The 24,963-nt window shown below is 71.7% G+C and carries 27 protein-coding genes and 1 riboswitch; of the genes, 17 read left to right on the top strand and 10 right to left on the bottom strand.

Annotation, left to right across the window (positions count from 1 at the left end; all coding sequences use genetic code 11):
* Nucleotides 1–143: 143 nt before the first annotated feature.
* Both UG56_RS07655 and UG56_RS07660 read right to left on the bottom strand, forming a co-directional pair.
* Nucleotides 144–1,787, bottom strand: coding sequence for an ABC transporter permease (locus tag UG56_RS07655; protein ID WP_045549281.1), 1,644 nt, complete (start codon nt 1,785–1,787; stop codon nt 144–146).
* Nucleotides 1,784–2,854: a thiamine ABC transporter substrate-binding protein gene (locus UG56_RS07660; RefSeq protein WP_045549282.1), complete on the bottom strand. Its 1,071-nt coding sequence runs from the start codon at nt 2,852–2,854 to the stop codon at nt 1,784–1,786. Before UG56_RS07660 ends, UG56_RS07655 begins: the two co-directional genes overlap by 4 nt.
* Nucleotides 2,845–2,953: riboswitch (TPP riboswitch) on the bottom strand. It overlaps the preceding gene by 10 nt.
* Nucleotides 2,954–2,983: 30 nt before the next feature.
* On the opposite strand from UG56_RS07660, the gene UG56_RS07665 reads away from it, so the two are divergent.
* The gene (locus UG56_RS07665) at nt 2,984–3,415 is read left to right on the top strand and encodes a GNAT family N-acetyltransferase (protein WP_045549283.1); all 432 of its coding nucleotides are present in this window, start codon (nt 2,984–2,986) and stop codon (nt 3,413–3,415) included.
* Here the strand turns inward: UG56_RS07665 and UG56_RS07670 are convergent.
* From UG56_RS07670 to UG56_RS07680, 3 genes are read right to left on the bottom strand one after another with little or no spacing between them, the layout of a single operon-like run.
* Nucleotides 3,405–4,457, bottom strand: coding sequence for an MBL fold metallo-hydrolase (locus tag UG56_RS07670; RefSeq protein ID WP_045549284.1), 1,053 nt, complete (start codon nt 4,455–4,457; stop codon nt 3,405–3,407). The genes UG56_RS07665 and UG56_RS07670 overlap by 11 nt on opposite strands.
* A complete protein-coding gene (locus UG56_RS07675) occupies nt 4,457–4,879 on the bottom strand; it encodes a hypothetical protein (protein WP_045549285.1) in 423 nt (140 codons plus the stop codon). Before UG56_RS07675 ends, UG56_RS07670 begins: the two co-directional genes overlap by 1 nt.
* Entirely contained in the window at nt 4,876–5,232 is a 357-nt protein-coding gene (locus UG56_RS07680; RefSeq protein ID WP_045549286.1) for a hypothetical protein, read from the bottom strand. Before UG56_RS07680 ends, UG56_RS07675 begins: the two co-directional genes overlap by 4 nt.
* Before the next feature lie 16 nt (nt 5,233–5,248).
* Here UG56_RS07680 and UG56_RS07685 point away from each other — a divergent pair, with 16 nt between their 5' ends.
* A complete protein-coding gene (locus UG56_RS07685; RefSeq protein WP_045549287.1) occupies nt 5,249–6,049 on the top strand; it encodes a putative protein N(5)-glutamine methyltransferase in 801 nt (266 codons plus the stop codon).
* Nucleotides 6,050–6,288: 239 nt separating this feature from the next.
* Nucleotides 6,289–6,987: a YwaF family protein gene (locus UG56_RS07690; RefSeq protein WP_045549288.1), complete on the top strand. Its 699-nt coding sequence runs from the start codon at nt 6,289–6,291 to the stop codon at nt 6,985–6,987.
* On the opposite strand, the gene UG56_RS07695 is transcribed toward UG56_RS07690, so the two are convergent.
* Nucleotides 6,951–8,039, bottom strand: a complete 1,089-nt coding sequence (locus UG56_RS07695) for a PLP-dependent cysteine synthase family protein (protein ID WP_045549289.1) — start codon at nt 8,037–8,039, stop codon at nt 6,951–6,953. The genes UG56_RS07690 and UG56_RS07695 overlap by 37 nt on opposite strands.
* Before the next feature lie 183 nt (nt 8,040–8,222).
* Here UG56_RS07695 and UG56_RS07700 point away from each other — a divergent pair, with 183 nt between their 5' ends.
* Entirely contained in the window at nt 8,223–9,686 is a 1,464-nt protein-coding gene (locus UG56_RS07700; RefSeq protein WP_045549290.1) for a malate:quinone oxidoreductase, read from the top strand.
* Between the two features lie 79 nt (nt 9,687–9,765).
* Here UG56_RS07700 and UG56_RS07705 read toward each other — a convergent pair whose 3' ends face one another.
* Entirely contained in the window at nt 9,766–11,118 is a 1,353-nt protein-coding gene (locus UG56_RS07705; protein WP_045549291.1) for an FAD/NAD(P)-binding protein, read from the bottom strand.
* Between the two features lie 110 nt (nt 11,119–11,228).
* On the opposite strand from UG56_RS07705, the gene UG56_RS07710 reads away from it, so the two are divergent.
* Both UG56_RS07710 and UG56_RS07715 read left to right on the top strand, forming a co-directional pair.
* A complete protein-coding gene (locus UG56_RS07710) occupies nt 11,229–11,804 on the top strand; it encodes an ArsR/SmtB family transcription factor (protein WP_045549292.1) in 576 nt (191 codons plus the stop codon).
* Between the two features lie 2 nt (nt 11,805–11,806).
* A complete protein-coding gene (locus UG56_RS07715; RefSeq protein ID WP_045549293.1) occupies nt 11,807–13,063 on the top strand; it encodes an MFS transporter in 1,257 nt (418 codons plus the stop codon).
* Here UG56_RS07715 and UG56_RS07720 read toward each other — a convergent pair.
* A complete protein-coding gene (locus tag UG56_RS07720; RefSeq protein ID WP_256206494.1) occupies nt 13,032–13,373 on the bottom strand; it encodes a hypothetical protein in 342 nt (113 codons plus the stop codon). The genes UG56_RS07715 and UG56_RS07720 overlap by 32 nt on opposite strands.
* A gap of 205 nt (nt 13,374–13,578) precedes the next feature.
* On the opposite strand from UG56_RS07720, the gene UG56_RS07725 reads away from it, so the two are divergent.
* A complete protein-coding gene (locus UG56_RS07725) occupies nt 13,579–14,562 on the top strand; it encodes a hypothetical protein (protein ID WP_045549295.1) in 984 nt (327 codons plus the stop codon).
* A gap of 12 nt (nt 14,563–14,574) precedes the next feature.
* Nucleotides 14,575–15,321, top strand: a complete 747-nt coding sequence (locus UG56_RS07730) for a phosphotransferase family protein (protein ID WP_071326949.1) — start codon at nt 14,575–14,577, stop codon at nt 15,319–15,321.
* Between the two features lie 4 nt (nt 15,322–15,325).
* Here the strand turns inward: UG56_RS07730 and UG56_RS07735 are convergent, their stop codons facing one another.
* Nucleotides 15,326–16,048 (bottom strand): HNH endonuclease family protein, encoded by a 723-nt coding sequence (locus tag UG56_RS07735; RefSeq protein ID WP_052694222.1) that lies wholly within the window; start codon nt 16,046–16,048, stop codon nt 15,326–15,328.
* Nucleotides 16,049–16,167: 119 nt separating this feature from the next.
* Between UG56_RS07735 and UG56_RS07740 the strand changes: the two genes are divergently transcribed.
* Together UG56_RS07740 and UG56_RS07745 are read left to right on the top strand one after the other, a co-directional pair.
* Entirely contained in the window at nt 16,168–16,983 is an 816-nt protein-coding gene (locus UG56_RS07740) for an S-methyl-5'-thioadenosine phosphorylase (RefSeq protein WP_045551823.1), read from the top strand.
* Nucleotides 16,980–18,035 (top strand): NAD-dependent epimerase/dehydratase family protein, encoded by a 1,056-nt coding sequence (locus UG56_RS07745; protein ID WP_045551824.1) that lies wholly within the window; start codon nt 16,980–16,982, stop codon nt 18,033–18,035. Before UG56_RS07740 ends, UG56_RS07745 begins: the two co-directional genes overlap by 4 nt.
* A gap of 1 nt (nt 18,036) precedes the next feature.
* Here UG56_RS07745 and UG56_RS07750 read toward each other — a convergent pair whose 3' ends face one another.
* Nucleotides 18,037–19,407, bottom strand: coding sequence for a hypothetical protein (locus tag UG56_RS07750; protein ID WP_052694225.1), 1,371 nt, complete (start codon nt 19,405–19,407; stop codon nt 18,037–18,039).
* 113 nt (nt 19,408–19,520) lie between these two features.
* Here UG56_RS07750 and UG56_RS07755 point away from each other — a divergent pair, with 113 nt between their 5' ends.
* From UG56_RS07755 to UG56_RS07785, 7 genes are read left to right on the top strand one after another with little or no spacing between them, the layout of a single operon-like run.
* On the top strand, nt 19,521–20,213 hold the full coding sequence (locus tag UG56_RS07755) for a glycosyltransferase family 2 protein (RefSeq protein ID WP_071326950.1): 693 nt from the start codon (nt 19,521–19,523) through the stop codon (nt 20,211–20,213).
* Nucleotides 20,210–20,866, top strand: a complete 657-nt coding sequence (locus tag UG56_RS07760; protein ID WP_071326951.1) for a TIGR04282 family arsenosugar biosynthesis glycosyltransferase — start codon at nt 20,210–20,212, stop codon at nt 20,864–20,866. Before UG56_RS07755 ends, UG56_RS07760 begins: the two co-directional genes overlap by 4 nt.
* Nucleotides 20,863–21,558 (top strand): class I SAM-dependent methyltransferase, encoded by a 696-nt coding sequence (locus UG56_RS07765; RefSeq protein ID WP_071326952.1) that lies wholly within the window; start codon nt 20,863–20,865, stop codon nt 21,556–21,558. Before UG56_RS07760 ends, UG56_RS07765 begins: the two co-directional genes overlap by 4 nt.
* Nucleotides 21,555–22,697 (top strand): molybdopterin-dependent oxidoreductase, encoded by a 1,143-nt coding sequence (locus UG56_RS07770; RefSeq protein ID WP_045550298.1) that lies wholly within the window; start codon nt 21,555–21,557, stop codon nt 22,695–22,697. The genes UG56_RS07765 and UG56_RS07770 overlap by 4 nt, the downstream gene beginning before the upstream one ends.
* Nucleotides 22,697–23,128, top strand: coding sequence for a hypothetical protein (locus UG56_RS07775; protein WP_143054953.1), 432 nt, complete (start codon nt 22,697–22,699; stop codon nt 23,126–23,128). The genes UG56_RS07770 and UG56_RS07775 overlap by 1 nt, the downstream gene beginning before the upstream one ends.
* Nucleotides 23,128–23,814: a response regulator transcription factor gene (locus tag UG56_RS07780; protein WP_045550297.1), complete on the top strand. Its 687-nt coding sequence runs from the start codon at nt 23,128–23,130 to the stop codon at nt 23,812–23,814. The genes UG56_RS07775 and UG56_RS07780 overlap by 1 nt, the downstream gene beginning before the upstream one ends.
* Nucleotides 23,811–24,962: a sensor histidine kinase gene (locus tag UG56_RS07785; RefSeq protein WP_045550296.1), complete on the top strand. Its 1,152-nt coding sequence runs from the start codon at nt 23,811–23,813 to the stop codon at nt 24,960–24,962. The genes UG56_RS07780 and UG56_RS07785 overlap by 4 nt, the downstream gene beginning before the upstream one ends.
* Nucleotide 24,963: the final 1 nt, after the last annotated feature.

Consider the following 24,963-nt stretch of genomic DNA (forward strand, 5'->3'; position numbering starts at 1 on the left):
CGTCGGCCGAAGCGTCAGCCCGGTCGGCCGAGCCGTCACAGCCGTGACGTCTCGGCCGACGGCAGTGACGTCTCGCCCGACGTACGCGACGCCTCGCCCGACGTACGTGACGCCTCGGCCGGCGGGGGTGACTTCTCGGCGGATCACAGTGCTCCGATCGACGGGACGCGGAGACGCTCGACGAGGAGCATCACGACGGCGGTGGCGGCGGCGAGTACGCAGGCGGCGGCGAGGGCCATGCCGTAGTTGTCGGATCCCGGGCGGGACAGCAGCCGGAGGATGACGACGGGGAGGGTGGGGCGCTCCTCGCGGACGAGGAATGAGGTCGCGCCGAACTCCCCCAGCGAGGCCGCGAAGGCGAAGCCGGAGGAGGCGAGGAGCGGCTTCCAGATGGCAGGCAGGTCGACGGTCATCACCGCACGCAGCGGCCCGGCCCCGAGCCCGGCAGCGGCCTGGCGGAGACGATCGTCGACCGACGCCAAGACGGGCACCAACGTCCTCACCACCAGAGGAAGCGCGACCAGCGCCTGGGCCAGCGGTACCAGCCAGGGCTCGTCGCGGAAGTCGAACGGGCCCGACTCGAGGGTGAGGTAGAGCCCGAGCCCCAGCGTGACAGCACTGACCCCGAGGGGCACCATGAACAGCCCGTCGAGGACCGCGCGTACGCGACGCTCGGCCACCGTCCGCGACCGCCGGGTGACCGCGAACGCGACCAGCAACCCGAGCACCAGCGCGACCACGGACGCCTGCACCGCGACCGCCAGCGACGTCACCAGCGCCGTGGTGACGGGCACTGGGAGCGGCGGGTCGAACCCCGGGGTCTGCAGCGCGACGTAGTTCCCGAGGCTCCAGCGGTCGTCGACACGCAGCGACCCGAGCAGCAGCGCCAGCAGCGGTCCGGCCACCAGCAGGACGAGCACCGACGTCGACAACAGGGCCGGGAGGTCACGCAGCGAGACCCGCCGGCGGCGTACGACGACCCGGGACTGCGCCGGGTCCGGCACGGAACGCAGCCGACCGGCCAGGACCAGCAGCCCGACCACGACGAGAAGCTGGAGCACGGACAGCACCGCGGCACCAGGCAGGTCGAAGAGGGTGAAGGTCAGCTTGTAGATCTCGGTCTCGATGCTGTTGTAGCGCACTCCGCCGAGGGTGAGCACGATCCCGAACGCGGTGGCGCAGAAGAGGAAAACGACCGACGCCGCGGAGACGATCGCCGGCCGTAGCGCCGGCAGGGTGATCGTCAGCAGCACCCGGAAGGGCGAGGCTCCCAGCGCCGCGGCGGCCTCGCCGGGACGCGGGTCGAGCGACTCCCAGGCCGCGCCGACCGCCCGGATCACCACGGAGGCGTTGAAGAAGACCAGCCCGAGGACGATCGCCGTCGGCGTCCCATCGAGGCCCAGAGACGCCAGCAGTCCGGCCTCGCCGATGAGCTCACGGAAGGCGACGCCGACGACGACGGTGGGGAGCACGAACGGCACCAGCAGCCCGGCCCGGATGACCCGCTGCAGCGGAAACGACAGTCGATGGAGCGCGAACGCGGCCGGCAGCCCCAGGGCCACGCTCAGCACCGTCGCGAGCCCCGAGGACCACAGCGTGAACCAGAGCGCGCGCTGGATCTCCGGGCGCCCCACGACCCGGGACACCACGGACGGGTCGAAGGAGCCGCCGAAGAACAGCCCGCGCTGCACCATCCCCGTGACCGGCAGGACGAAGAAGACCGCCAGCACGGCCACCGGGACGGCGGCGAGCGCGACGAGTGTCCCTATGCGACGGGTGGAGCTCACTTCGCGATCGTGTCACTCCAGGTCGCCAGCCACGCTTCCCGGTTCTCCTCGATCTCCTTCGGCTCGACGGAGAGCGGCTCGGTGGGCTGCTGGGCGAACTTCGCCCAGTCGGCAGGCAGCTTCACGTCGGAGGCGACGGGGAAGACGTACATGCTCTCCGGCAGAGCCGCCTGCACGCTGTCGGAGAGCAGGAAGTCGACCAGCTCCTGGGCACCCTCGGGGTTGTCGGCGCCCTTGAGCACGCCGGCGTACTCGACCTGGCGGAAGCAGGTGTCGAGCAGGGCCTTCGTCGTCGTCTTGCCGTCCTTGACGGTGAAGGCCGGCGAGGAGTCGTACGACACGACGATCGGACGCGTCCCCTTCCCGCCGCCCTGGGTGAAGTCGGAGTAGTAGGCCTGGTCCCAGCCGTCGACGACCTTGGCGCCGTTGTCCATCAGCTTGGCCCAGTAGTCCGCCCAGCCGTCCTCGCCGTACTCGGCGACGGTCGACAGCAGGAACGCCATCCCCGGCGTCGACGTCGCCGCGCCCGGGGTGACCAGGAGGTCCTTGTACGCAGGCTCGGCCAGGTCGTCGAGCGACGTCGGCGGCGTCAGCTTCTTCGCCGCGAACCACTCGGTGTCGATGTTGACGCACACGCTGCCGTTGTCGACGGGGGTGAGGAAGTGCTTCTCGTCGCCCGGGAGGTCGAAGTCGGAGACGCCCGCGGGGACCTCAGCAGGCGTGTAGGCCTCCAGCGCGCCCTGGTCGATCGCCCGGCTGGCGAAGGTGTTGTCGACGCCGAAGACCGCGTCGCCGTCGGGGTTGCCGGTGTCCATGGCGATCTTCGTGGTCAGCTCGCCACCGTCGCCCGCGTGCCGGATCTCGGCGGTGTAGTCGGTCTTCTCGGTGAACTCGGCCAGCACCTCCTTCGGCAGCGTGAAGCTGTCGTGGGTCAGCAGCACGACGGTCTTGTCGTCGGCGCCACCGGACGGCTTGGCGTCCGGCTCGGCGGGGCTGCCCCCGCAGGCAGCGAGCAGCAGCGCCGAGACCGCAGTGATCGCAGTGATGGCAGGCGTACGCGTGCGCATGTCTGACTCCCTTCGCCGGTGTCAACCGGAGCAGGTTCGGAGGGTCTGCGGCGCTGTTCGCCGCACTCTCAGGCCTCCCGGCCTCCCCTGTCTGTTCCCGCAAACACTACTGCTTGCGAGAATCCACTCATGATCGACGTCGCCATCTCGTCCTTCGACGACCTCACCCCCAAGACCGCGTACGCCCTGTGGCAGCTGCGCCAGGAGGTCTTCGTCGTCGAGCAGGACTGCCCGTACCTCGACCTGGACGGCCGTGACCTCGAGCCCGGCACGCGTCACGTGGTGCTGACCGACGGCGACCGGCTCGCCGGCACCGCCCGCATCCTCGACGACGGCGACGTGTGGCGGATCGGCCGCGTCGTCCTCGCCCCCTCCCACCGCGGCCAGGGCCTGGCGGACGTGATCATGAAGGCCGCCGTCGAGGCCGTCACCGACCGCGACATCGTCCTGGACGCCCAGTCACCCCTGGCCGGCTGGTACGCCAAGTTCGGGTTCGTGAAGGACGGCGAGGAGTTCCTCGAGGACGGCATCCCGCACACCCCGATGCGGCTCACTCGCTGACGGGGGCGAACAGCACGCTCGCCTCGGTCTCCTCACGCGTGGCGAGCCCGCGAGCAGCCAGCAGCTCCAGGTGGGCCTTGGTCTCCATGACCGCGAGGCCGGCGTTGAAGTAGTCGAGCTCGGCGAAGGCCCACTCGTGACGGGTCCAGCCGAGGTCGTTGGCGACCTCGAGGGCCGAACGTCGCCCGAGCCGCAAGGAGGCCAGCGACTGGGCGAGCCGCGACTCGTGATGGGCGAGGAGCTCGTCGACGCGGGCGTGCGACGAGGTCGCGACGGGGCCGTGGGCGGGCAGAAGCTGCAGGTCGGGCAGGGACCTGACCTTGGTCAGCGAGGCCATGAAGTCGCCCAGCGGGTCGACGACCGGCACCGGCTCGAAGCCGATCGACGGCGTGATCGTGGGCAGCACGTGGTCGCCGGCGAACAGGACCGAGCCGGCGACATCCGCGTAGACGTAGTGGCCCTGGGTATGGCCGGGGGTGTGCACCGCATCGAGGTCGCGGCCGGCCACGTCGAGGCGTACGTCCCCTTCCAGCCAGCGCGAAGGCATCCGCCAGTGCGAGAGATCGGGCAGCGGAGGCGGGTTGGCGGCCCACACTGCGGCCAGCTCGTGCGCACCGGCGTAGGCGAGCAGCCGGTCGGTCGAGATCCAGCCGTCGAGGTCGCCGTTGGTGAGCTCGAGCGTGGGCCGTTCGCCGGCGCCGAGCAGCACGTCAGCGCCGAACTCCTCACCCAGCACCGAGGCCAGGGTGTAGTGGTCGCGGTGCACGTGGGTGACCAGGAAGCGCCGGATGTCGCCGAACCCGAAGCCGAGCTTCTTCAACCCGGACTCCAGCGCAGTACGTCCCTCGGTGATCGCCCAGCCACCGTCGACCAGCGAGAGCCCGTCAGAGCCCTCGAGGACGTAGATGTTGACCGCCTTGAGCCCGTCCATCGGCAGCGGCAGCGGGATCCGGTGCACGCCCTCGGCGACCGTCCAGGCTCCCGGAGCCGACCAGTGCTCCCCCGAGTCAGGCGAGATGGCGGTGGCTGTCGACTGACTCATCAGACTCCTTCGGTCGGCCCTGACGTTCGACCTCTCCAGAGCCAGAGCAGACCCAGGATCGGCAGCAGAGCAGGAACGAAACCGTATCCGCTCCCGAACTTCGACCATACCGATGCATCCGGGAACCAGGACGGCACGACCAGGGACAGGACACCGACGGTGACGACGCCGGCCAGCTCGACCCACAGCATGATCTTCGCGAAGCCCGCGGAGCCGGCGGCCGCCCGGCGGATCGCGAACCAGCCGGCGACGTAGGTCGCGGCGGCGACCACCGAGAGCGAGTAGGCGATCGGGGCCTCGTCGAAGCGGGTGAAGACCTGCACCAGCGACCGGGCGCCCGCGGCGAGCACGAAGATCGCGTAGACGGTCAGCAGCACCAGGTGCGGACCGGAACGGGTCGTGGCGGGCGAGGTCGCGGTCATCGCACCATCATGACGCGTACGGCCACGACCCCCGTCGCCAGGGCCGCCGCCGCGATCACGCCCGAGGACCAGGTCGAGCGGTCCTCGCGCATCGTCTGCAGGGCGAGCGGCATCAGGCACACCAGCGCACCGAGATAGCCGAGGAAGGTCGACAGCGACTCCGGCTTGCGCCCGGCCGACCAGGCCGCCAGTGCGCCGATCGCGAGCACGACCGCCAGGATCTCCAGCATCCACCCGAGCTGGTCCAGCCACCTCGGCCGGGGCGCTCGCAGCGCCACCCCGAGGGCAGCCGCGATCGTCACGAATGCGGCATACCCGGCCACGATAAATGCGATCAGGGTGACGGCGTCCACGTGCCAATCTTCTCCAATGAGCTCCACACCTCCCGATCCGGGCCTCGTCGCACGCCTGCGCGCCGCCGGCTGCGTCTTCGCCGAGGACGAGGCCGCCCTCCTCGAAGCCGAACCGGTCTCCGAGCAGGAGCGAGAGGCGATGGTCGTACGTCGCGTGGCCGGCGAGCCGCTGGAGCTGATCCTGGGATGGGCGGAATTCTGCGGGCTCCGGATCCGGGTCGCGCCCGGGGTGTTCGTGCCGCGGCAGCGCTCGGCGCTGATGGTCGAGCTCGCCTGCCAGGCCGCCGAGCGAGGCACGGCCGTCAGGGTGCTCGATCTCGGCTGCGGCACCGGAGCCCTGGGCGCCGCGGTCGCGGCGCGGGTCCCGGGCGCGGAGATCTGGGCCACCGACATCGACCCGGCGGCGGTCGCGTGCGCGCAGACGAATCTCGACAATCTCGATCAACGGAACCGGCGGGTGCTCCTCGGCGACCTCTACGCCCCGCTCCCCCACGGCCTCGAGCTCGACGTGATCCTGGCCAACGCTCCGTACGTCCCCAGCTCCGAGATCGGCACCATGCCGCCCGAGGCCCGCGACCACGAGCACCACGTGGCGCTCGACGGCGGGGCGGACGGGCTCGACGTCCAGCGCCGGGTGATCGAGCAGGCGCCGAAGCATCTGGCGCCCGGCGGCGTACTCGTCATCGAGGCCGGCCAGGAGCAGGCACCGGTCACCGCGAGCCTGATGCGGGAGCAGGGACTCGTCGCGGAGATCCATCACGACGAGGAGCTCTACGCGACGGCAGTGACCGGGATCGCTGTAGGAATACCCGGTTGACCGGGTATTCCTACAGCCAAAACCGAGGCGTCCCTCTGATTGCACACCACCCCCGCAGTGTGCATTCAGAGGGACCTCCACAGGCTGGTGAATCCCCCCGGATCAGCCACCAACCTTGGTGTGTGAAGGTCGTCCACCCCCCACCGGTGGACGACCTTCTCGCCGATGAAACGGACCACCCACGGATCCATGACGCGGGTCGGGAAGAATTTTTTCGAGATTCCCGTCAGACTTCCGACATGGAGGCATTCGGGGTGACCCACCTGGTGCCGTTGTCCCTGCTCGCAGCGGGGATCGTGGCCGTGATCCGGCTGGGTCGAGGGCAGCGGGACGAGGAGAATCCGTCGCGGTTCTCCCGAGGATTCGCCCTCGCGATCCCGCTCACGACGATCCCGCTGCAGGGCCACGAGTGGGTCACCGACTTCGACCTCTTCATCGACCTGCCGCTCCAGCTGTGCGACCTGGCCTGGGTCGCGGCGGCGATCGCGCTGTGGACCCACCACCCCTACCCGACCGCGCTGACCTGCTTCTGGGGTCTCACCCTGACCACGCAGGGCGTGTTCACTCCGGACGTGATGGATTTCCCCGACGTCAGCTACTTCACCTTCTGGGGAATGCACCTGATGGTGGTGCTGGCCGCCGTCTACCTGGTCTTCGGAATGAAGCTGCTCCCGACCTGGCGCGCCTACGGCTGGACGGTCGCGACCACGGCGGCGTGGGCCGTCATCGCGTACGTCTTCGATCTGGCCCTCGACGCCAACTACGGCTACCTGCGCTACAAGCCGAAGTTCGGCTCGATGCTCGACCTGCTCGGGCCATGGCCGTTCTACATCCTCAGCGAGATCGCGCTGATCTCCTCGGTGTGGGCGCTGATCACGCTGGGGCTGCGGCTCTGGGCACGTCAGGAGGGGTCGACGAGGACCCCGGTTCGCTCGTAGTCGGCGAGGGCCGCGGCGTACGGCGCCAGGTCGATGCCCTTCTCGCTGACCCAGGCGTCGTCGTAGTAGGAGGAGCGGTAGCGCTCCCCGGAGTCGCACAGCAGCGAGACGACGCTACCCTCCGTGCCGGCCGCCACCATGTCGCGTACGACGCCCAGCGATGCCCACACGTTGGTGCCCGTCGAGGGGCCTACCGAGCGGCCCATCCGGTTCGAGAGCCAGCGCATCGTCGCGATCGAGGCCGCGTCGGGCACCTGGACCATGTCGTCGACGACCCCGCCGACGAAGGACGGCTCGACCCGCGGCCGCCCGATCCCCTCGATGCGCGAGGGCATCCCGGTGGCGTAGTCGGAGGTGTCCGTCTCCCAGCCGCCGTAGAAGGCGGAGTTCTCCGGGTCGGCGACCATGAGCTTCGTGGAATGGCGGCGGTAGTGGAGGTAGCGGCCGATGGTGGCCGAGGTGCCGCCGGTGCCGGCGGAGACGACGATCCAGGTCGGCACCGGGTGCCGCTCCTGCGACATCTGGTCGAAGATCGACTCGGCGATGTTGTTGTTGCCGCGCCAGTCGGTGGCCCGCTCGGCGTAGGTGAACTGGTCCATGTAGTGGCCGCCGCACTCGCGGGCGAGGCGCTCGGCCTCGGCGTACATGTCCGGCGCGCGGTCGACGAAGTGGCAGCGGCCGCCGTACCACTCGATCAGGCGCACCTTCTCCGCCGAGGTCGAGCGCGGCATCACCGCGACGAACGGAAGCCCGAGGAGCCGGGAGAAGTACGCCTCGGAGACCGCGGTCGACCCCGAGGATGCCTCCACGACCGTCGCGCCCTCGTGCAGCCAGCCGTTGCAGGTCGCGTACAGGAACAGCGACCGGGCCAGACGGTGCTTCAGCGAGCCGGTGGGGTGGACGGACTCGTCCTTCAGATAGAGGTCGATGCCCGGACACCCGGGGAGCGGAACGGCGTGCAGATGGGTGTCGGCGGAGCGCTGCGCGTCGGCCTCGACGCGGCGTACGGCTTCGTCGATCCAGGCACGATGGGAGTCAGAGAGGCGTGGCACCGCCCGAGCGTAACTCCACCCTGAGCTACCACCGATGGGTGCGGTGAGCCACAATGACAGACGGGGTCTCGACGAGCTCGACCACCGGAGACCGGTGTTCCAGGCAGTGAAGTTGCCCACAAGTTAGACCGATCTAAGGACCCCGATTAACCATTGCGGCCTCAAAAGCGAGACAAAAGACCTGTGGACGAACCTCTTGACGTAGTGCTGATCGGCGGCGGCATCATGAGCGCCACCCTGGGTGTGCTCCTCCAGGAGCTGGAGCCCAGCTGGTCCATCAAGATGATCGAGCGGCTCGACTCGCTCGCCGTCGAGTCCTCCGGCCCGTGGAACAACGCCGGCACCGGTCACTCCGCACTGTGCGAGCTCAACTACAGCCCGCAGAACCCCGACGGTTCGGTCGACATCTCCAAGGCCGTCAACGTCAACGAGCAGTTCCAGGTCTCGCGTCAGCTGTGGTCCTTCCTGGTCGAGAACGGCCGCATCCCGGACCCGGACAAGTTCATCCACACCGTCCCGCACATGTCCTTCGTCTGGGGCGCCGAGAACGTCGACTACCTGCGCAAGCGCTACGAGGCCCTCTCCGCCCACCCGCTCTTCCCCGGGATGGAGTTCTCCACCGACCCCGAGGTCATCAAGGGCTGGGCGCCGCTGCTGCTCGAGGGCCGCACGGCCAAGTCGCTCGCCGAGGAGCCCGTCGCGGCCACCTGGACCAACGCCGGCACCGACGTCGACTTCGGCTCGCTCACCTCGATCCTGACCCGCACACTGGTGGACAAGGGCGCCGACCTGGAGACGTCCTCCGAGGTCACCGACCTGCACCAGACCATGGACGGCTTCTGGCACATCTACGGCCGCAACGAGTCCGGCAAGTACCACCTCCGGTCGCGGTTCGTCTTCGTCGGCGCCGGCGGCTACGCGCTGCCGCTGCTGCAGAAGGCCGGGATCCAGGAGATCCGCGGCTTCGGCGGCTTCCCCGTCTCCGGTGAGTTCCTGCGTACGTCCAAGCCCGAGCTCGTGTCCCAGCACCGCGCCAAGGCCTACGGCAAGGCCGCCGTCGGCGCGCCGCCGATGTCGGTGCCCCACCTCGACACCCGCTACGTCGAGGGCAAGACCCACCTGATGTTCGGTCCGTACGCCGGCTGGAGCCCGCGCTTTCTCAAGACCGGCTCGCTCACCGACCTGTTCCTCTCGGTGCGGCCCCACAACCTGCTGCCGATGCTGCGGGCCGGGCTCACCAACATGGACCTCACCGTCTACCTGGTCAAGGAGCTGCTGCGCTCGCCGCGCAAGAAGTTCGACGACCTGCTCGACTTCTTCCCGGCCGCCGACCGCAAGGACTGGGAGCGGATCATCGCCGGCCAGCGGGTGCAGGTCATCCGCCCCGACGGCGTGCTCCAGTTCGGCACCGAGGTCATCACCGCCGAGGACGGCACCATCGCCGGTCTGCTGGGCGCCTCCCCCGGCGCCTCGACCGCCCCGGCGATCATGGTCAACGTCCTGCGCCGCTGCTTCCCCGACCGCTGGGACGGCTGGCAGCCGCAGCTCAAGACGATGATCCCGGCCACCGGTGCCGAGCTCAGCGCCGACCCGGAGCTCGCCGCCGAGACCTTCGCGCGCACCGACCGCCAGCTCCACCTCGGGTAGCGACAGCCGAATCTGCAGTTGTGGGCGACGAAACGGCAGTTTCGTCGCCCACCACTGATTTCTCGGCCCCCAGAACCACCTATTCGGCGGTGAGGCGGGCGGCGACCGCTGCGGCTTGGACCCGGATCTCGGGGATGGCGGTGGCCTCGTAGAGCGCGCCCTTGCAGGGCGGACCGACGGTCAGAAGACCAGGTACGACGCGCCCGTCCGCTCCGACGACCCGGCCGTCCTCGGTGACGTCGATGCCGAGACGGAGGGGGTCGGGGGCGATCAGGCTGCGCTTCTGGAGCGCGAGCAGGAGCGGGTTGTCGGTGCGGGTGATGTCGGGTGAGGGGCCGGTGCAGTTGATCACCGCGGTGACCTCGCGGTCGCCGTCGGCGAGCGTGACGACCGGTTTCCCGGCATCCGCCCGGCAGCCGAGCACCCCGCCGCCGAGGATCTCCAGGCGTCCCTCGGCCTGATAGGTGGCGAGGAGCGCGGCGATGCGCGGGGCCATGCGGTGGCGGCGTACCTCCCACTCGCGGGCGTAGACCTCTCGGAAGCGGCGGCGCTCGGGCTCGGGCAGGCGGCGCCAGATCGACTGGGTCGGGCCGCGGAGACCGTCGATGACGGCTCGCCAGTCGACGCCGAGGGCGGCGGCGTGCTCGATCTGGTCTCGTACGAGGCCGGCGATGCCGTCGGCGGTCAGCGGTCCCTCGGGGATCGGGGTCACCCAGGACGTGAACTGGTCGTCGACGTGGGGATTGGGGATCAGACCGTGGCGGCTCACCATGATCACCCGGCGGGCCGGGGAGTCGTCGAGCAGGGTGACCGTCGTATCGACGGCGGTCAGGCCGCTCCCGACCACGAGCACGGTCGCGTCCTCGGGCAGCGCGCTGATCCGCGGCACGTCCCACGGGTCCGACAGGTTCCACGAGGCCTCGGGCAGACCGTCCAGCGGCTGGGGCGGCGGGTTGCCGTACGCGAGGACGACGGCATCGGCGAGATGACCTTCATCGTCGTCGCTGGTCAGCACCCGGAAACCGCCCGCGACAGGCTCGACGTCGATGACCGTCTCGCCCACCGGCTGCAGCTTCCCCGGACCGGCCTCGGCCGCTCCGGCGAGCCGATCGCGCAGGTAGCGCGCGTAGTCGCGGCGGGGCAGGAAGTCGATCGGCCCGAGCTCGATGCCGGCCTCGGCCGCCCAGTCGAGCAGGTCGTCACGGTCGTCGGGGAAGCCCGACATGTTATTGGCCCGGACGTTGAGGAGATGACGGCGGTCGGTGGTCGAGTAGGCCACCCCGTAGCCGGGCTCTCCCCGTGACTCGAAGAGCGTGACCGACGCGCCTCGGCGGAGCAGGTTGATCGCGGTCAGCGTGCCGCTGGCTCCTCCTCCGATGATCGCCACCGTCGGGGTGGAGGTCGGCGTCGGCGGCGCGGCATCTGTCGTCACTCCGACAGGGTAACGGCGCTATCCAGGCTTTGTTCACCGGGTTACTCGTATATGTCCCGAAACCGCAAAAATCCATTTGCAAAGATATCTTTGCGGTCTACGGTTGGCCCATGGCAGCACGCGAGATCGTCCCCGGAGTCGACCAGCTCAAGGCCCTCACCCACCCCGTGCGCGTACGCATGCTCGGGATGCTCCGCATCGACGGACCGGCGACGGCGACCACCCTGGCCGCCCGCCTCGGGCTCAACAGCGGCGCGACGTCCTACCACCTGCGACAGCTCGCGCAGCACGGGTTCATCGAGGACGACGAGAGCCGCGGCAACGCCCGGGAACGCTGGTGGAAGGCCACGCACCAGATGACGGTGACCGGCGACAGGGCCGTGCCTGACACTGCCGAGGGGCAGGAGACCCTCGGCGCCTATCTGCAGACCGTCGTCACCCTCTACACCCAGCAGCTCCAGAAGGCGCTCGAGGAGCGCGAGCTCATCGCCAAGGAGTGGCGCGAGGTCTTCAACCTCAACGACCGGGTCCTCCGCCTCACCCCGAGCCAGGTCCGCCGGCTGCAGGAACAGGTCAACGAGGTCGTCTTCGGCTTCGAGGACGACCCCGACGGCGAGCCCGTGACGGTCCAGTTCCACACCTTCGCACTGCCCGGACACCTCGGCCCCGATCCCGAGAAGGACTGACGATGAAGCTCCCCCTCTACGGCTCGCTGGCCGCCGAGACCATCTCCCTGGTCGGCACCCGCATCTCGATGCTGGCGCTGCCCTGGTTCGTGCTCGAGACGACCGGCAGCCCCGCCAAGGCCGGCCTGATCGCGCTCTTCGAGATGACCCCGCTGGTGCTCAGCAAGATCTTCGGCGGCCCGGTCATCGACCGCATCGGCCCACGCCGCGTCGCGATCGCCTGCGACCTCGGCTCGGCCGTCGTGGTCGGCCTCATCCCGCTCCTGTACGCCGCGGCCCTGCTGCACTTCCCGATCCTGCTCGCTCTCGTCGCCCTCGCCGGCGCGCTGCGCGGCCCCGGTGACGCCGCGAAGGTGTCGATGCTCCCGCAGCTGGTCGAGGCGGCCGGTGTCCCGACGGAGCGGGCCACCGGGCTCTACTCGTTCGTCGAGCGCACCGCCTCGATGCTCGGCGCCGCCGTGGCCGGGCTGCTCATCGGGCTGGTCGGCGCGACGAACGCGATCGTGATCGACGCCGCCTCGTTCGCGCTCGGTGCCCTGGTGCTCGGCATGTCGACCGCCGCGCTGACGAGCCTCCCGGCCACGAAGCCCGCCGAATCGGCGGAGGACCCCGGTTCCTACCGCGCCCAGCTCGCCGAGGGCTGGCACTTCCTCCGCCGCGACCGGGTGCTCCTGGGGATCGCGTTCATGGTCGCGCTGACCAACCTCATCGACCTGGCCTGGAGCAGCGTGCTGATGCCTGTCTGGGGTCAGGAGCACGCCGGCCCGGAGACGATCGGGCTGCTGTTCGCGACCTTCTCCGGCTTCTCCGCGCTGGGATCGGCCGTGGCCGCGGCGCTGGGCGACCGGATGCGCCGCTACCCGACGTACCTGGTCTGCTTCCTCGTCACCGGGATCCCGCGGTTCCTGGTGATCGCGTTCGGGGCGCCGCTGTGGGTGGTGTTCATGGTGTTCGCGATCGGCGGGACCAGCAGCGGGTTCATCAACCCGATCCTCGGCGCGATCCAGTTCGAGCGGATCCCCGCGCACGTGCTCGGCCGGGTGATGTCGCTGATCTCGGCGTTCGCCTGGGGCCTGATGCCGCTCGGCGGGCTCCTCGGCGGCAGCCTGGTCTCCGCGTTCGGCCTGACCACGGCCCTGGTGGGCTGCGGGATCGCCTACTTCGTGGTCACGATGTTCCCCGCGGTCGACCCGACCTGGAAGCAGATCGAGCGCACGCCGAAGACGGCTAGCAGGCTTCCCGCAGCCGCGGGATCCTAGGGATGCCGCCGAGCCGCTTGTGGTAGCGGACCTGCTCGGAGTAGTCCTCCAGGAGCGTCCAGAGCGCCTTGTGAGCCGGCCAGGGGATGGCCTCGCCGGGAGCGGCCCACGTCGAGCCGAAGCCGATCCAGACCGGGACCCAGTCCTTGGCGCAGTCCCACTCGCCGCGCTTGGACATCAGCAGCTTGTTGCGAATCTGGAACGCGAAGCGCTGACCGTCCTTCACGATCGGCGCCGCGCACACCCGCCACAGCGGCATGTCGAGCGACATCAGCTCGATCTCGATGTCGCCGAGAATGCGCGGATCCACCAAGACCGTAGCGACGTTCTCATGCGGGCGCCTCATACACATCAACGCTAGCGGCGAGCGCCGACATTCGCGGCCGATCCGCCAGGAGCGAACATCGCGACCCGATTCGCCACCCCGCGGGACAGGGCGTACGCAGCGGGCCTATCATCCTCCCCAACTCGATCGGGCAGGGAGGCCCGAGGGAGGATCGAGGAAGGACCCTAGGTTGGCATCCCCGAGGCAGCCCCGAACGGGCGAAGAAGCCGAGAAACGCGCCGCGGAGCATCTGCATTCCCTCGGCTGGCCCGATGCCGCCCCCTCGGGCAGCACCGCGGCCGCCGACGTCGACATCATCGGCGGCCGGCCCGACAACGTCATCGTCGCGCAGGTCGTGCTCACCCGCGCGCTGACCGAGGCCCGCAGCGTCTGTGCCGTACGCGGCGCGGGCTACGCCTACGACGCCCGTACGGTCGCGCTGTTCAGCCGGGCCGGCTACACCCCGGACGCGGTCGAGTGGGCCGATCGGGTCCGGGTCGCGCTGTTCGAGTTCGCCGCCGACGGCTCGATCCGGCCACACGGGACGCACGCCGCCGAGCTGGTCACCACGGCCATCGCGCCGGCACCGCCGGTCATCGGCAGGGCGCCCGAGCCGACCCCCGGCCGCCACGTCGACCCCACCCGCACCGGGAGCTTCAGCTTCACCGCCAAGATCCCCGCCGTCCGGCCGCGCCGGCGGGCCGGGGACAAGGTCGAGGACAAGGTGACCCCGGATGTCGCGCCGGACCCGGCCCCGCCGTCCGTCGAGAGGGTGGCCGGCCCGCTGACCGGCCCGCTCCCGGCGTACACGACCATGAGCATCCCCAAGGCACCCACGCCGCCGGCCGACGAGCGATGGGTTCCCGATGGGCTCGGCCCGATCCTGGACTCGATCGCGCGCGCCCCACAGCTGCCGGTCGTGCTCGTCCTGGGCTCGGACCAGCGTGCCGAGTGGGTGCGGCAGACCTTCCGGGTCGCCACGATCACGGTGACCGACGAGAGCGTGCTGCCGATGCTGCTCTCGCTGGTGACGGGCCGGGAGTCGCAGTACGCCAGCGGCGAGTCCTATCACAAGGTCGACGGCCTCAAGCCCCAGGGCGAGCGGGCTCTGGAGTCCTGGCGGGCCTGGGAGGCCTACGACCGCGCGATGGCCAACTACCGCCGGGCGGTCTGAGACTGGTCGCTCATGGATGAGGTCGAGGTCGTCGTCGCCCATTCCGAGCGCGCGACGCTGCGCGTGGGTGACGTGTTCCTGAAGGTGGATGCCGATCAGGCGCGCATCGACGCCGAGGTCGAGGCGATCTCCCTGGCGCCGGTCCCGACACCGCAGATCCTGTGGTGCAAGCCGCCCGTGCTCGCTATCGCCGCGCTCCCGGGAACGACGCTCGGGCGTCTCGGCGGACCGGCGACCGGGTCACCGGCGGCGTGGGCCGCGGCGGGCGCGGCCATCCGGAAGCTGCACGACGCGCCGCTGCCGCCCCGGCGCGGCCGGGCGGGCCGGAGCAGCGGTGCCCTGGCGGCCGAGCTCGACGACGAGTGCGACGCGCTCGTGGCGACCGGCATCCTGCCCGCCGACCTGGTCGCGCGCAACCGCCAGGTCGCCGAGGCCGCGCTCCGGCCGTGGACCCCGGCGTTCACCCACGGCGACCTGCAGATCGCGCACGTCTTCGTCGACGGCGACGAGGTCACCGGCATCATCGACTGGTCGGAGGCGGGCCAGGGGGATGCTCTGTACGACCTCGCCACCTTCACGCTCGGACACGAGGAGCACCTCGACGACGTCCTCGCCGGTTACGGCACCGGCGTCGACCTCGAGGTGATCCATGCGTGGTGGTCGCTGCGTAGCCTGCTGGCCGTTCGCTGGCTGAGCGAGCACGGCTTCGACCCCTTCGCGCCGGGCTGTGAGGTCGACGTGCTGAGAGCCCGGATGTGACCCCTCAGCAGTAGCCGAGCATCTCGCCCAGCGCACGCCGCTCGCTGTCATCGGCAGCGAGCGACCAGCGCTTCTTGGTCTCGACCCAGCGGGCGGCGTACGCACACTGGAACCCCTTCCGCGGACGCCAGCCCGCCGGGTCGTCGTCGCCCTTGCTCATGTTCGTGGGGCCGTCGACGGCGAGCAGGTTGTCCAGGTCGTTGGCGAACGCGCGGCGCCGGTCCTCGGGCCACCTGCTCGCCCCGGAGCGCCAGGCCTCGGAGAGCGGGACGATGTGGTCGATCTGGATCGCCTGCGCCTGCCTCGGCTCCTTCAGGTCGGTGAAGGTCAGGGGCCGGCCGGTGTAGGGGTCGACCCACGTCCCGGCGAGCACGTCGTGGTCGCACCGGCCCTGCTGCCCGGTCCGCACCTCGACGGCGTCACGCCGCAGCACGTCGTCACGCTGGTTGCACCCGTTGCCGTCGGCGTCGGCCCAGCTCTCGCCGAACACCGAGCGCTCGTACGCAACCAGCCCCTCCGGCCGCCTCGCGACCGTCGCCAGCCCCGCGAGGTCACCGCGCACCTTCGCCACGTCGACCGGCCCGCCCACCGGAGACGGGACGTCGGTGACCGCCGGAGGCGGCGTGCTCCGGGTCGCCGGCGCCTCGTCCGGCAGCCACAGCGACACCGCCCACCCGGCGATCGCCAGCAGCACGACCAGGACGCCCAGCGACGTACGTCTCCCCACGGGATCGCATTGTGCCTGCGACCACCGACATCGACGGGCTCCGCCGCGAGGTATTACCGATCGATGACGGATGTGACGAGTCCTGTCGCCGGGCGCCTCGGCGCTGGCACAGTGAAGCCATGACTGGGTCGGAGATGGGACAGACACCTCGCGCCGAGGTCGGGGTGATCGGCGGGACGGGGCTCTACGAGTTCGTGAGCGATGCCGAGGAGGTGGTCGTCGAGACTCCCTACGGCGCTCCGTCGGCGCCGATCACGGTGGGCACGGTCGCCGGCCGGGCGGTGGCGTTCGTGCCCCGCCACGGCCGCTCGCACGAGTACCCGCCGCACGCCATCCCCTACCGCGCCAACCTGTGGGCGCTGCGGTCGCTGGGCGTGACCCAGGTGCTCTCCCCCAGCGCCGTCGGCGGCCTCCGGCCCGACGCCGTCGCCCCCGGTGACCTGGTCACCCCCGACCAGCTGGTCGACCGCACCTGGCGACGGATCCCCAGCTATGTCGAGACGGGCGCCACCCACGTACCTCTCGCCGATCCCTACTGCGCGCGGATCGCCAAGGCGTACGTGGCCGCCGACCCGTCCGTGAAGGTCGGTGGCACCCTCATCGTCATCGAGGGTCCGCGGTTCTCGACACGGGCCGAGTCGATCCACCATGCCGCCCAGGGCTGGACGCTCGTCGGGATGACGGGTGCCCCGGAGGCGGCACTCGCCCGCGAGCTGCGGATGTGCTACGCGCCGTTGTGCCTGGTCACCGACATGGACGCGGGTGCCGCCGAGGGCGAGGGGGTCGACGAGGACGACGTCTACGCGCTCTTCGCCGCCAACCTGGAGCGGATGCGCACGATCCTGGCCGACACGATCGGCGGCCTGCCCGACCCGGCCGGGTGCTCCTGCTCGACCTGGGCCGAGGGCAAGCAGCTCGCCTACGAGATCCCATGAGGGTCCTGCTCACCGGCTCCGCCGGCTTCATCGGCACCGCCATCGGGCGGACGCTGGAGGAGGCCGGCCACGAGGTCGTCCGCGTCGACGCGCTGCTGCCCATGGCCCACGGCTCCTCCGCCCCCGCGCCACCGGACACCCACCTGCTCGACGTACGCGACGCCGACGCGTGGGGTGACCTGCTGGACGGCGTCGACGCGGTCTGCCACCAGGCCGCCGTCGTCGGGGCGGGAGTGACGGTGGCCGATCTCCCGCTATACGCCGCCCACAACGACCTCGGCACCGCGGCGCTCCTGGCCGCGATGAGCGCGCACGGGGTCTCGAGGCTGGTGCTGGCCTCGTCGATGGTCGTCTACGGCGAGGGCCGCTACGTCTGCGAGACCCACGGCGACCGGGTGCCACCCCCGCGCTCGCGAGCCGCGCTCGACGCCGGCGACTTCGAGAACCACTGCGACCTCTGCGGCGGCGCGCTGACGTGGGGGCCGGTGGCCGAGTCGGCCCGCCTCGACCCGCGCAGCTCGTACGCAGCCAGCAAGGTCGCCCAGGAGCACTACGCCTCCGCGTGGGCCCGTCAGGCCGACGCGACCGCGATCGCGCTGCGCTACCACAACGTCTACGGGCCGCACATGCCCGCCGACACCCCCTACTCGGGGGTGGCCGCGATCTTCCGGTCCTCGCTGGAGCGGGGCGAGGCGCCGCAGGTGTTCGAGGACGGCGGCCAGCAGCGCGACTTCGTCCACGTCGACGACGTCGCCCGGGCCAACCTCGCGGGGCTCGAGGCGACCGCCGAGCGGTCACCCGGGACCCTGGCGGCCTACAACGTCGCCTCCGGGCACCCGGTCACGATCCGCGAGGTCGCGGAACTGGTCGCGCGAGGTGCCGGGCACGAGGTCGCCCCGGTGGTCACCGGGCGCTACCGGATCGGCGACGTACGCCATGTCGTCGCCTCCCCACAGCTCGCGGAGAAGGAGCTCGGCTTCCGCGCCGAGGTGCTGCCCGACGTCGGTCTCCCGGCGTTCGCGACCGCCCCGTTGCGTCCCGCCGCGGGGTGAGTCACCAGCTCGTGTGTAACAGATGCTCGACGAGCAGCACGGTGGCGAGCTGGAGCGCAAGACCCGGGCGGCGCCACCGCTCGGGCAGGAGGGCGCAGCCGAGGGTCAGCCAGGGGATGAACGGCAGCCAGATCCGCTCGACCTCGGCCCGGCTCATCTGGGAGGCATCGGCCAGCACGACCATGATCAGCGCCGCGGCGACCAGGACCACCACCGCCCGGTCGTCGAGCCGGCGCCGGGCGGCCCAGGTCGCACCGATCCCGGCGCCGACGAGCGGGCCGGCGCTGATCGCGAGCGCGGCCAGGTTCCCCCAGGTCCAGTAGGAACCGGGACGCTGGCTGGCGAGACCGTCCCAGTAGCGGTCGACCAGCACCGGGTAGGCCTCCCACCAGACGAAGCCGCCCGCGGCGAAGACGAGCACCACCCCGAGCGCCGAGACGGCGGCCACCGGCAGTACCCACCACCCCTGGACCCACCACCCCCGGCCCCAGCCCCACCGCCGGCCGCTGCCCAGCCACAGCACCGCGAGCGCCAGCACGCCGACCAGCGGGAGGCCGTACGACATCATCACCAGATAGCCGAGGAGCAGCCCGGCCACGACCGCCCACGGCCAGCCGCGGCGCGGGCCGACGCGGCAGCCGAGGGCCAGGCAGCACATCCCCCAGGCGGCGGTCACGGCCATCACCGCGTCGGCGGAGACGGCGAGGAACACGGCGGACGGGGTGAGGACGAGATAGGGGGCCGCCGCGCGCGCCCGGTGCTCGCTGCCGAGCACGCGGAGCGTCGTCATGACCGCGAGCGGCAGGGTCGCGGCGATCACGGTGACGACCAGCCCGGCGGCCAGGTCGCCGCCGAGGCCCAGCTTCACCAGGAGCACGAAGAAGAGCACCATCCCGGGCGGGTGCCCGGCGATGTGGACGGGCCAGTTGCCGTCGGGCGCGTCGTAGGGGATCCGGGCGACGTACTCCCGCAGCAGGCCGCCCACGTCGTCCACCGACCGGGCGGTGCCGAGGTACTCGGACGGGCTGCCGAGCACGCCGGAGATGCCCTCGGCGCCGTCGACGAGGGCCAGCGACGGCAGCCACACCAGCCCGACGGCGTACGCCACGAGGAGCAGGCGCCGCCACGGCAGCCGCATCGCGACCGGGTCGGCCCAGCGCACCGAGGCGGCAGCCAGGAGGACCGCAGGGATCGTGCCGATCCCCAGCTTGACCTGCGGAAACCCGTGGAGCGGCGGGAAGGTCCCGTCCTCGATGTGCACCCGGGGCCAGACCTGCCAGTCGAGGAGCGGCGGCACGACGACAGCCGTCCCGACGAGGGCGACCGTGACGACGAGCCCCACCATGGCGGCGCGGTGAGCTGAGGAGTTCACGACTGCGAGCGTAGGTCGGCGACGACCCGGCCGACGTCGCGCCACGGCCCCCGTCATCGGACCGTAAGATCTGCCGGCCCCATCGAGGGCGAGGCGTTCCTAGAGTCGATCCCATGGCCGAAACCCGCCCCGAAACAGGTCCCGGACCAGATCCGGAGACCGACCTCGTGCTGCCCTGCCGCGACGAGGCCGCCGCCCTGCGCGAGCTGCTGCCGCGCGTACCTTCCAGCCTCTCGGTGATCGTCGTCGACAACGGCTCGACCGACGGCACCGCCGACATCGCCCGCGCGCTGGGGGCGCGGGTGGTGTCGGAGTCGCGGCCGGGGTATGGGGCGGCGGTGCACGCCGGCCTGCTGGCCGCCACCGCTCCCTACGTCGTGGTGATGGACGGCGACGGCTCCTTCGATCCCGAGGCCGCACTGCCACTGGTCGACGCCATCAGGCGCGACGAGGCCGACCTGGCGCTGGGCTGCCGCCGGCCGGTGACGCCCGGTGCCCAGCCCTGGCATGCCAGGGTCGGCAACCGGCTCGTGCTGCGCGCGCTGCGGCGACGTACCGGGCTGCGGGTGCGCGACATCGCCCCGCTGCGCGCGGCCCGGCGGGAGGCGCTGCTCGAGCTCGGCGTCGAGGACCGGCGCTCCGGCTATCCGGTCGAGCTCCTCGACCGCGCGGCCCGCGCCGGCTGGCGGGTGCACGAGATCGACGTCGACTACCACCTGCGCACCGCCGGGACCCGCTCGAAGGTCTCCGGCTCCGTGCGCGGCAGCCTGCGGGCGGCGTACGACTTCTGGCGGGTGCTCGCATGACGCCGACGCTCCTCCTCGTCGCCAAGGCACCGGTCCGGGGCCTGGTGAAGACCCGGCTGGCGGCCGATGTCGGCGAGGCGGCGGCCACGGAGATCGCGGCGGCCGCACTGCTCGACACGATCGAGGCGTGCACGCTCGCGGTCGGACCGGACCGCTGCCGGCTGGCCCTCTCCGGCGACGTCTCCGCGGCGGTCCGCGCGGAGGAGATCCGCGCGGCCGTCATCGGCTGGACGATCACCCCGCAGCGCGGGAACGGGTTCGGCGAGCGGCTCGCGAACGCCCACGCCGACGTCACCGGACCGGTCGTGCAGATCGGGATGGACACCCCGCAGGTGACCCCGGCCGGCCTGCTGGCCGTGGCCCGCAGCCTGATCGCGGCCGATGCCGTCCTCGCCCCCGCCGAGGACGGCGGCTGGTGGGCCCTGGCGCTCCGCGACCCCGCGGCCGCCGGCGCACTGATCGACGTGCCCATGTCCACCCCCGAGACGTACGCCGCCACCCGGTCAGCGCTCCAACGACGGGGCCTTCGCGTCGCCGAAGGTGACCGGCTCCGCGACGTCGACCACGTCACCGACGTCGCCCCTGTCGCCGTGGCGGCCCCGCACACCCGCTTCGCCGCCGCGGCGGCCGAGATCGCGCGGGTGACCCGATGACGGCCGTGGCGGCGGAGTCGGCGTTCGCGCACGCCTTCGCCAGCGAGAAGTGCCGGGTGGTGAGCGTCGACGGCAGGGCGTCGCGGCTGCCGGTCGAGGACTGGACCCGCACCGCCGATGCCGCGGACCTCGCCCTGCTCTCGCACTGCGCCGGGCCGACGATCGACCTCGGCTGTGGCCCCGGCAGGATGACCGCCGCGCTCGCCGCCCGCGGCCTGCCCTCGCTCGGCGTCGACATCGTCCCGGAGGCCGTCGCCGAGACCGAGGCCCGCGGCGGTCGCGCCGTGTGTCGCGACGTCTTCGACCCCCTGCCCGGCGAAGGCTGGTGGGCGACCGCTCTCCTCGCCGACGGCAACCTCGGGATCGGCGGCGACCCGCTCGCCCTCCTCGCCCGCGTACGCCGGCTGCTGGTGCCGGGCGGCCGCGTGGTCGCCGAGGTGCACCCGCCGGGGACGCCGGGCGGCCCGCTGCTCGCCGAGCTGGTCTGCGACTGCGGCGGCGTCTCGCAGCTCCCGTGGGCGATCGTCGGCGCCGACTCGATCGGACCGATCGCTGCCGAGGTCGGGTTCGCCGTCCATCGGCTCTCACCCCTGCCCCACTCCCGCCGGACGGCCTTCGGACCGCTGTCCCGGACACCGCTGACGCCCACCGGCGAGCGGTGGGTGGCCGTACTCATGGAGGACCCGTCATGAGGATCCCGTCGGAGGACTCCTTCACCTCCCGCCTGCGCAGCGCCGCGGTCGCCGCCCGGGTCGGGCTGTGGCTCGGGATCTGCTTCGGGGTCGCGCTCGCGACCGGGCTGATCAGCCACTACGCCCAGGGCGACAGCCAGCCGGTGCCGCTGCCGACCAGCCCGTCGTGGCTCTACCAGGTCACCCAGGGCCTGCACGTCGTCGCCGGGACCGCCGCGATCCCGCTCCTGCTGGTCAAGCTGTGGGTCGTCTTCCCCAAGCTCTTCCAGCCGGTGCCGCGACAGGTCCGCGAGGCGCTGCCGACGGCGCTAGAGCGTGGCTCCATCGCGATCCTGGTCAGCACCTCGCTGGTCCAGCTCACGACCGGACTGCTCAACGTCGCGCAGTGGTATCCCTGGGGCTTCAGCTTCCGGACCACCCACTACGCGCTCGCCTTCGTCGCCGTCGGGGCGCTGCTGGTCCACATCGCGGTGAAGCTGCCGGTCATCCGCGACGCCCTGACCGGCGACGTCGATGACACCGCCCACGACCGTCCCAACGCCCGCGCCGCGGGCCCGGTGAGCCGCCGCGGGGTGCTGGTCCTGGCCGGCACCTCGGCTCTGGCCGCGGCCTTCCTCTACACCGCCGGCACCGTCCCCGGCGTCGGCCGTATCGCGGCGCTCTCCTCACGGTCACGCAAGCACGGCATCCCCATCAACCGGACGGCCCACTCGGCGCGGGTCGTGGCCGCGGCGAGCAGCTCCGCCTACCGCCTGGAGCTGGTCCACGGCGCGACCTCCCGGGCCCTGTCCCGCGAGGACCTCGTCGCGATGGAGCAACGGACCTCGACCCTGCCGATCGCCTGCGTGGAGGGCTGGAGCGCGACGGGCGAGTGGCGCGGCGTACGCCTCCGCGACCTGCTCGACCTCATCGACGCCCCGACCGGACGGGACGTGCGAATCCGGTCGATCCAGACCTTCAGCGCCTCCGCCGACACCGTGCTGCCGGCGAACTTCGCCGACGACGACCGGACCCTGATGGCCCTCGAGCTCGACGGCGAGACCCTCTCGATGGACCACGGCTACCCGGTCCGGCTCATCGCCCCCGACCGTCCCGGGGTCATGCAGACCAAGTGGGTCTCCCGGATCGAGGTGCTCTGATGAGAGGGATGCGCGGTGGGCTGATCGCGCTCGGCGCGGTCGGGATGGCGTACGGCGCCTGGCTGCTGCTGAGCCGGCAGGATCTCGGTCAGATCGTCGAGGTGGCGCTCTGGCTGGCGGCGGCGGTCGTGATCCACGACGGGATCCTGGCGCCCGCAGTGCTGGCGCTGGGCTGGCTCGGTGGCCGGCTGCTGCCGCGGGCGGTCGCGCGGGGTGCGGTGACGGTGCTGGTGCTGCTCGGGCCGATCGTCCTGGTCGCGATCCCGGTGCTCGGCCGGTTCGGCGCGAAGCCGGACAACCCGACGCTGCTGGACCGCGACTACACGCAGGGGCTGCTGGGGTTCGCCGTTCTGTGCGTGTGTGCCGGTGTCGCGGTCGCGCTCGGCGAACTACGCTCGCGACAGCGGACCGTCGAGGAGGAACAGAGCTGATGGCACGTGTGCTCGTGGTCGACGACGACCTCACCGTGCGTGAGGTGCTGGCGTCCTACCTGCGCGCGGGCTCGCACGACGTCGTCGAGGCGGGCGACGGCGAGCAGGCGCTGCGGGCGATGAGCGAGCGGCCCGCCGACATCGTGGTCCTGGACCTGATGCTGCCGGGGATCGACGGGCTGGAGGTGTGCCGTCGGCTGCGGCTGGCGAGCGAGGTGCCGATCATCATGCTCACCGCGCTCGGCAGCGAGGCCGACCGGATCATGGGGCTCGAGCTCGGTGCCGACGACTACGTCGGCAAGCCGTTCAGTCCCCGGGAGCTGGTGCTGCGCGTCGACTCGGTGCTCAAGCGCACCGGCCACTCCGGTGAGGGCGGCGTGGTCTCGGACGGCTCCCTCGTGGTCGACGCCGACCGGCGGGTGGCGACGAACGCCGGAGCCGAGCTGGCGCTGACCACCCGCGAGTTCGACCTGCTCCGCTACCTGATCGCCCATCCCGGCAAGGCCTTCACCCGCGAGGACCTGCTCGAGCACGTCTGGGGCTGGACGATCGGCGACCGCTCGACGGTCACGGTCCACGTACGCCGGCTGCGGGAGAAGATCGAGTCCGACCCGACCCGGCCGGAGCGGCTGGTCACGGTCTGGGGCGTCGGCTACCGCTGGGAGCCCGCGGAGGTGGGCGCATGAAGTTCGCCGATGCCGCCCTGATCGCTCTCGTCGCCGCGGGTGCCGGTCTCGCCGTCGGCCTGGTCGGGCTGCTGGTCGCCTGGCTGACGCGGCGCTGGTCGATCCGCTGGCAGCTCACCCTGGTCGCCGCCGTCGCCGTGCTGACGGTGTTCGGAGGCGTACTCGGGATCGCGTGGCTCATGTTCCTCTCCGGCCACGACCTGCTGGTCATCACCGTGGTCACCTCGATCGCCGTGGTCGTGGCGATCCTGGTCGCGTTCGTCATCGGCTCCGCGATGGTCCGCTGGTCGGGAGCCGTCCAGCTGCAGGCCCGGCAGATGGCGCTCGGCGGGCACCAGAAGCCCTCCGAGAGCGGCCCGCGGGAGCTCCGGTCGCTGTCGGCCGAGCTCGCCGAGACGCAGCGACGGCTCGAGGAGGCGAGCGCGCGGGAGGCGCGGCTCGAGGAGTCGCGGCGCGAGCTGATCTCCTGGGTCGCCCACGACCTGCGTACGCCGCTGGCCGGCCTGCGGGCGATGGCCGAGGCCCTCGAGGACGGGATCGCCGCCGACCCGCACCGCTACCACCAGCGCATCCGCGTCGAGGTCGAGCGGCTGGCCCGGCTCGTCGACGACCTCTTCGAGCTCTCCCGGATCCAGGCCGGCGCGCTCACCCTGACGCCCGAGCCGGTCCTGCTCGGCGACCTGGTCAGCGAGGCCCTGGCCGGGGCCGACCCGGTGGCCCGGGAACGACGGGTCCGCCTCGGCGGCCAGGTCGAGGACGGCCTCGAGATCACCGCCGACCCGGCCAGCCTGTCCCGCGTCGTCTCCAACCTGCTGATGAACGCGATCCGCCACACCCCCGCCGACGGCACGGTCGAGGTGCGCTGCCAGCTCGCCCCCGGAGACGTACGCAGCGTCGACCTCAGCGTCAGCGACGGCTGCGGCGGCCTGGATCCCGGCGACATGGAGCGGGTCTTCGACCTCGGCTGGCAGGGCAGCACCGCGCGCACCCCGGCCGTGCCCGAGGTCACCGACGGCAGCAGCGCCCAGGGCGCGGGCTTCGGCCTGGCCATCGTCAAGGGCCTCGTCGACGCCCACCGCGGCAGGGTCTGGGTGGAGAACCTTCCGGCCGCGACCGGCTGCCGGTTCCACGTGCGCCTGCCGGCGTGAG

This window comes from Nocardioides luteus, from assembly GCF_000960475.2.
GTDB classification, from domain to species: Bacteria; Actinomycetota; Actinomycetes; order Propionibacteriales; family Nocardioidaceae; genus Nocardioides; species Nocardioides luteus_A.

Coding starts and splice junctions, on each gene's coding strand:
- UG56_RS07690 (WP_045549288.1), top strand. CDS start 6,289: ATGGAGGCATTCGGGGTGACCCACCTGGTGCCGTTGTCCCTGCTCGCA.
- UG56_RS07675 (WP_045549285.1), bottom strand. CDS start 4,879: ATGACCGCGACCTCGCCCGCCACGACCCGTTCCGGTCCGCACCTGGTG.
- UG56_RS07765 (WP_071326952.1), top strand. CDS start 20,863: ATGACGGCCGTGGCGGCGGAGTCGGCGTTCGCGCACGCCTTCGCCAGC.
- UG56_RS07775 (WP_143054953.1), top strand. CDS start 22,697: ATGAGAGGGATGCGCGGTGGGCTGATCGCGCTCGGCGCGGTCGGGATG.
- UG56_RS07715 (WP_045549293.1), top strand. CDS start 11,807: ATGAAGCTCCCCCTCTACGGCTCGCTGGCCGCCGAGACCATCTCCCTG.
- UG56_RS07780 (WP_045550297.1), top strand. CDS start 23,128: ATGGCACGTGTGCTCGTGGTCGACGACGACCTCACCGTGCGTGAGGTG.
- UG56_RS07745 (WP_045551824.1), top strand. CDS start 16,980: ATGAGGGTCCTGCTCACCGGCTCCGCCGGCTTCATCGGCACCGCCATC.
- UG56_RS07665 (WP_045549283.1), top strand. CDS start 2,984: ATGATCGACGTCGCCATCTCGTCCTTCGACGACCTCACCCCCAAGACC.
- UG56_RS07755 (WP_071326950.1), top strand. CDS start 19,521: ATGGCCGAAACCCGCCCCGAAACAGGTCCCGGACCAGATCCGGAGACC.
- UG56_RS07730 (WP_071326949.1), top strand. CDS start 14,575: ATGGATGAGGTCGAGGTCGTCGTCGCCCATTCCGAGCGCGCGACGCTG.
- UG56_RS07760 (WP_071326951.1), top strand. CDS start 20,210: ATGACGCCGACGCTCCTCCTCGTCGCCAAGGCACCGGTCCGGGGCCTG.
- UG56_RS07770 (WP_045550298.1), top strand. CDS start 21,555: ATGAGGATCCCGTCGGAGGACTCCTTCACCTCCCGCCTGCGCAGCGCC.
- UG56_RS07710 (WP_045549292.1), top strand. CDS start 11,229: ATGGCAGCACGCGAGATCGTCCCCGGAGTCGACCAGCTCAAGGCCCTC.
- UG56_RS07685 (WP_045549287.1), top strand. CDS start 5,249: ATGAGCTCCACACCTCCCGATCCGGGCCTCGTCGCACGCCTGCGCGCC.
- UG56_RS07785 (WP_045550296.1), top strand. CDS start 23,811: ATGAAGTTCGCCGATGCCGCCCTGATCGCTCTCGTCGCCGCGGGTGCC.
- UG56_RS07660 (WP_045549282.1), bottom strand. CDS start 2,854: ATGCGCACGCGTACGCCTGCCATCACTGCGATCACTGCGGTCTCGGCG.
- UG56_RS07740 (WP_045551823.1), top strand. CDS start 16,168: ATGACTGGGTCGGAGATGGGACAGACACCTCGCGCCGAGGTCGGGGTG.
- UG56_RS07670 (WP_045549284.1), bottom strand. CDS start 4,457: ATGAGTCAGTCGACAGCCACCGCCATCTCGCCTGACTCGGGGGAGCAC.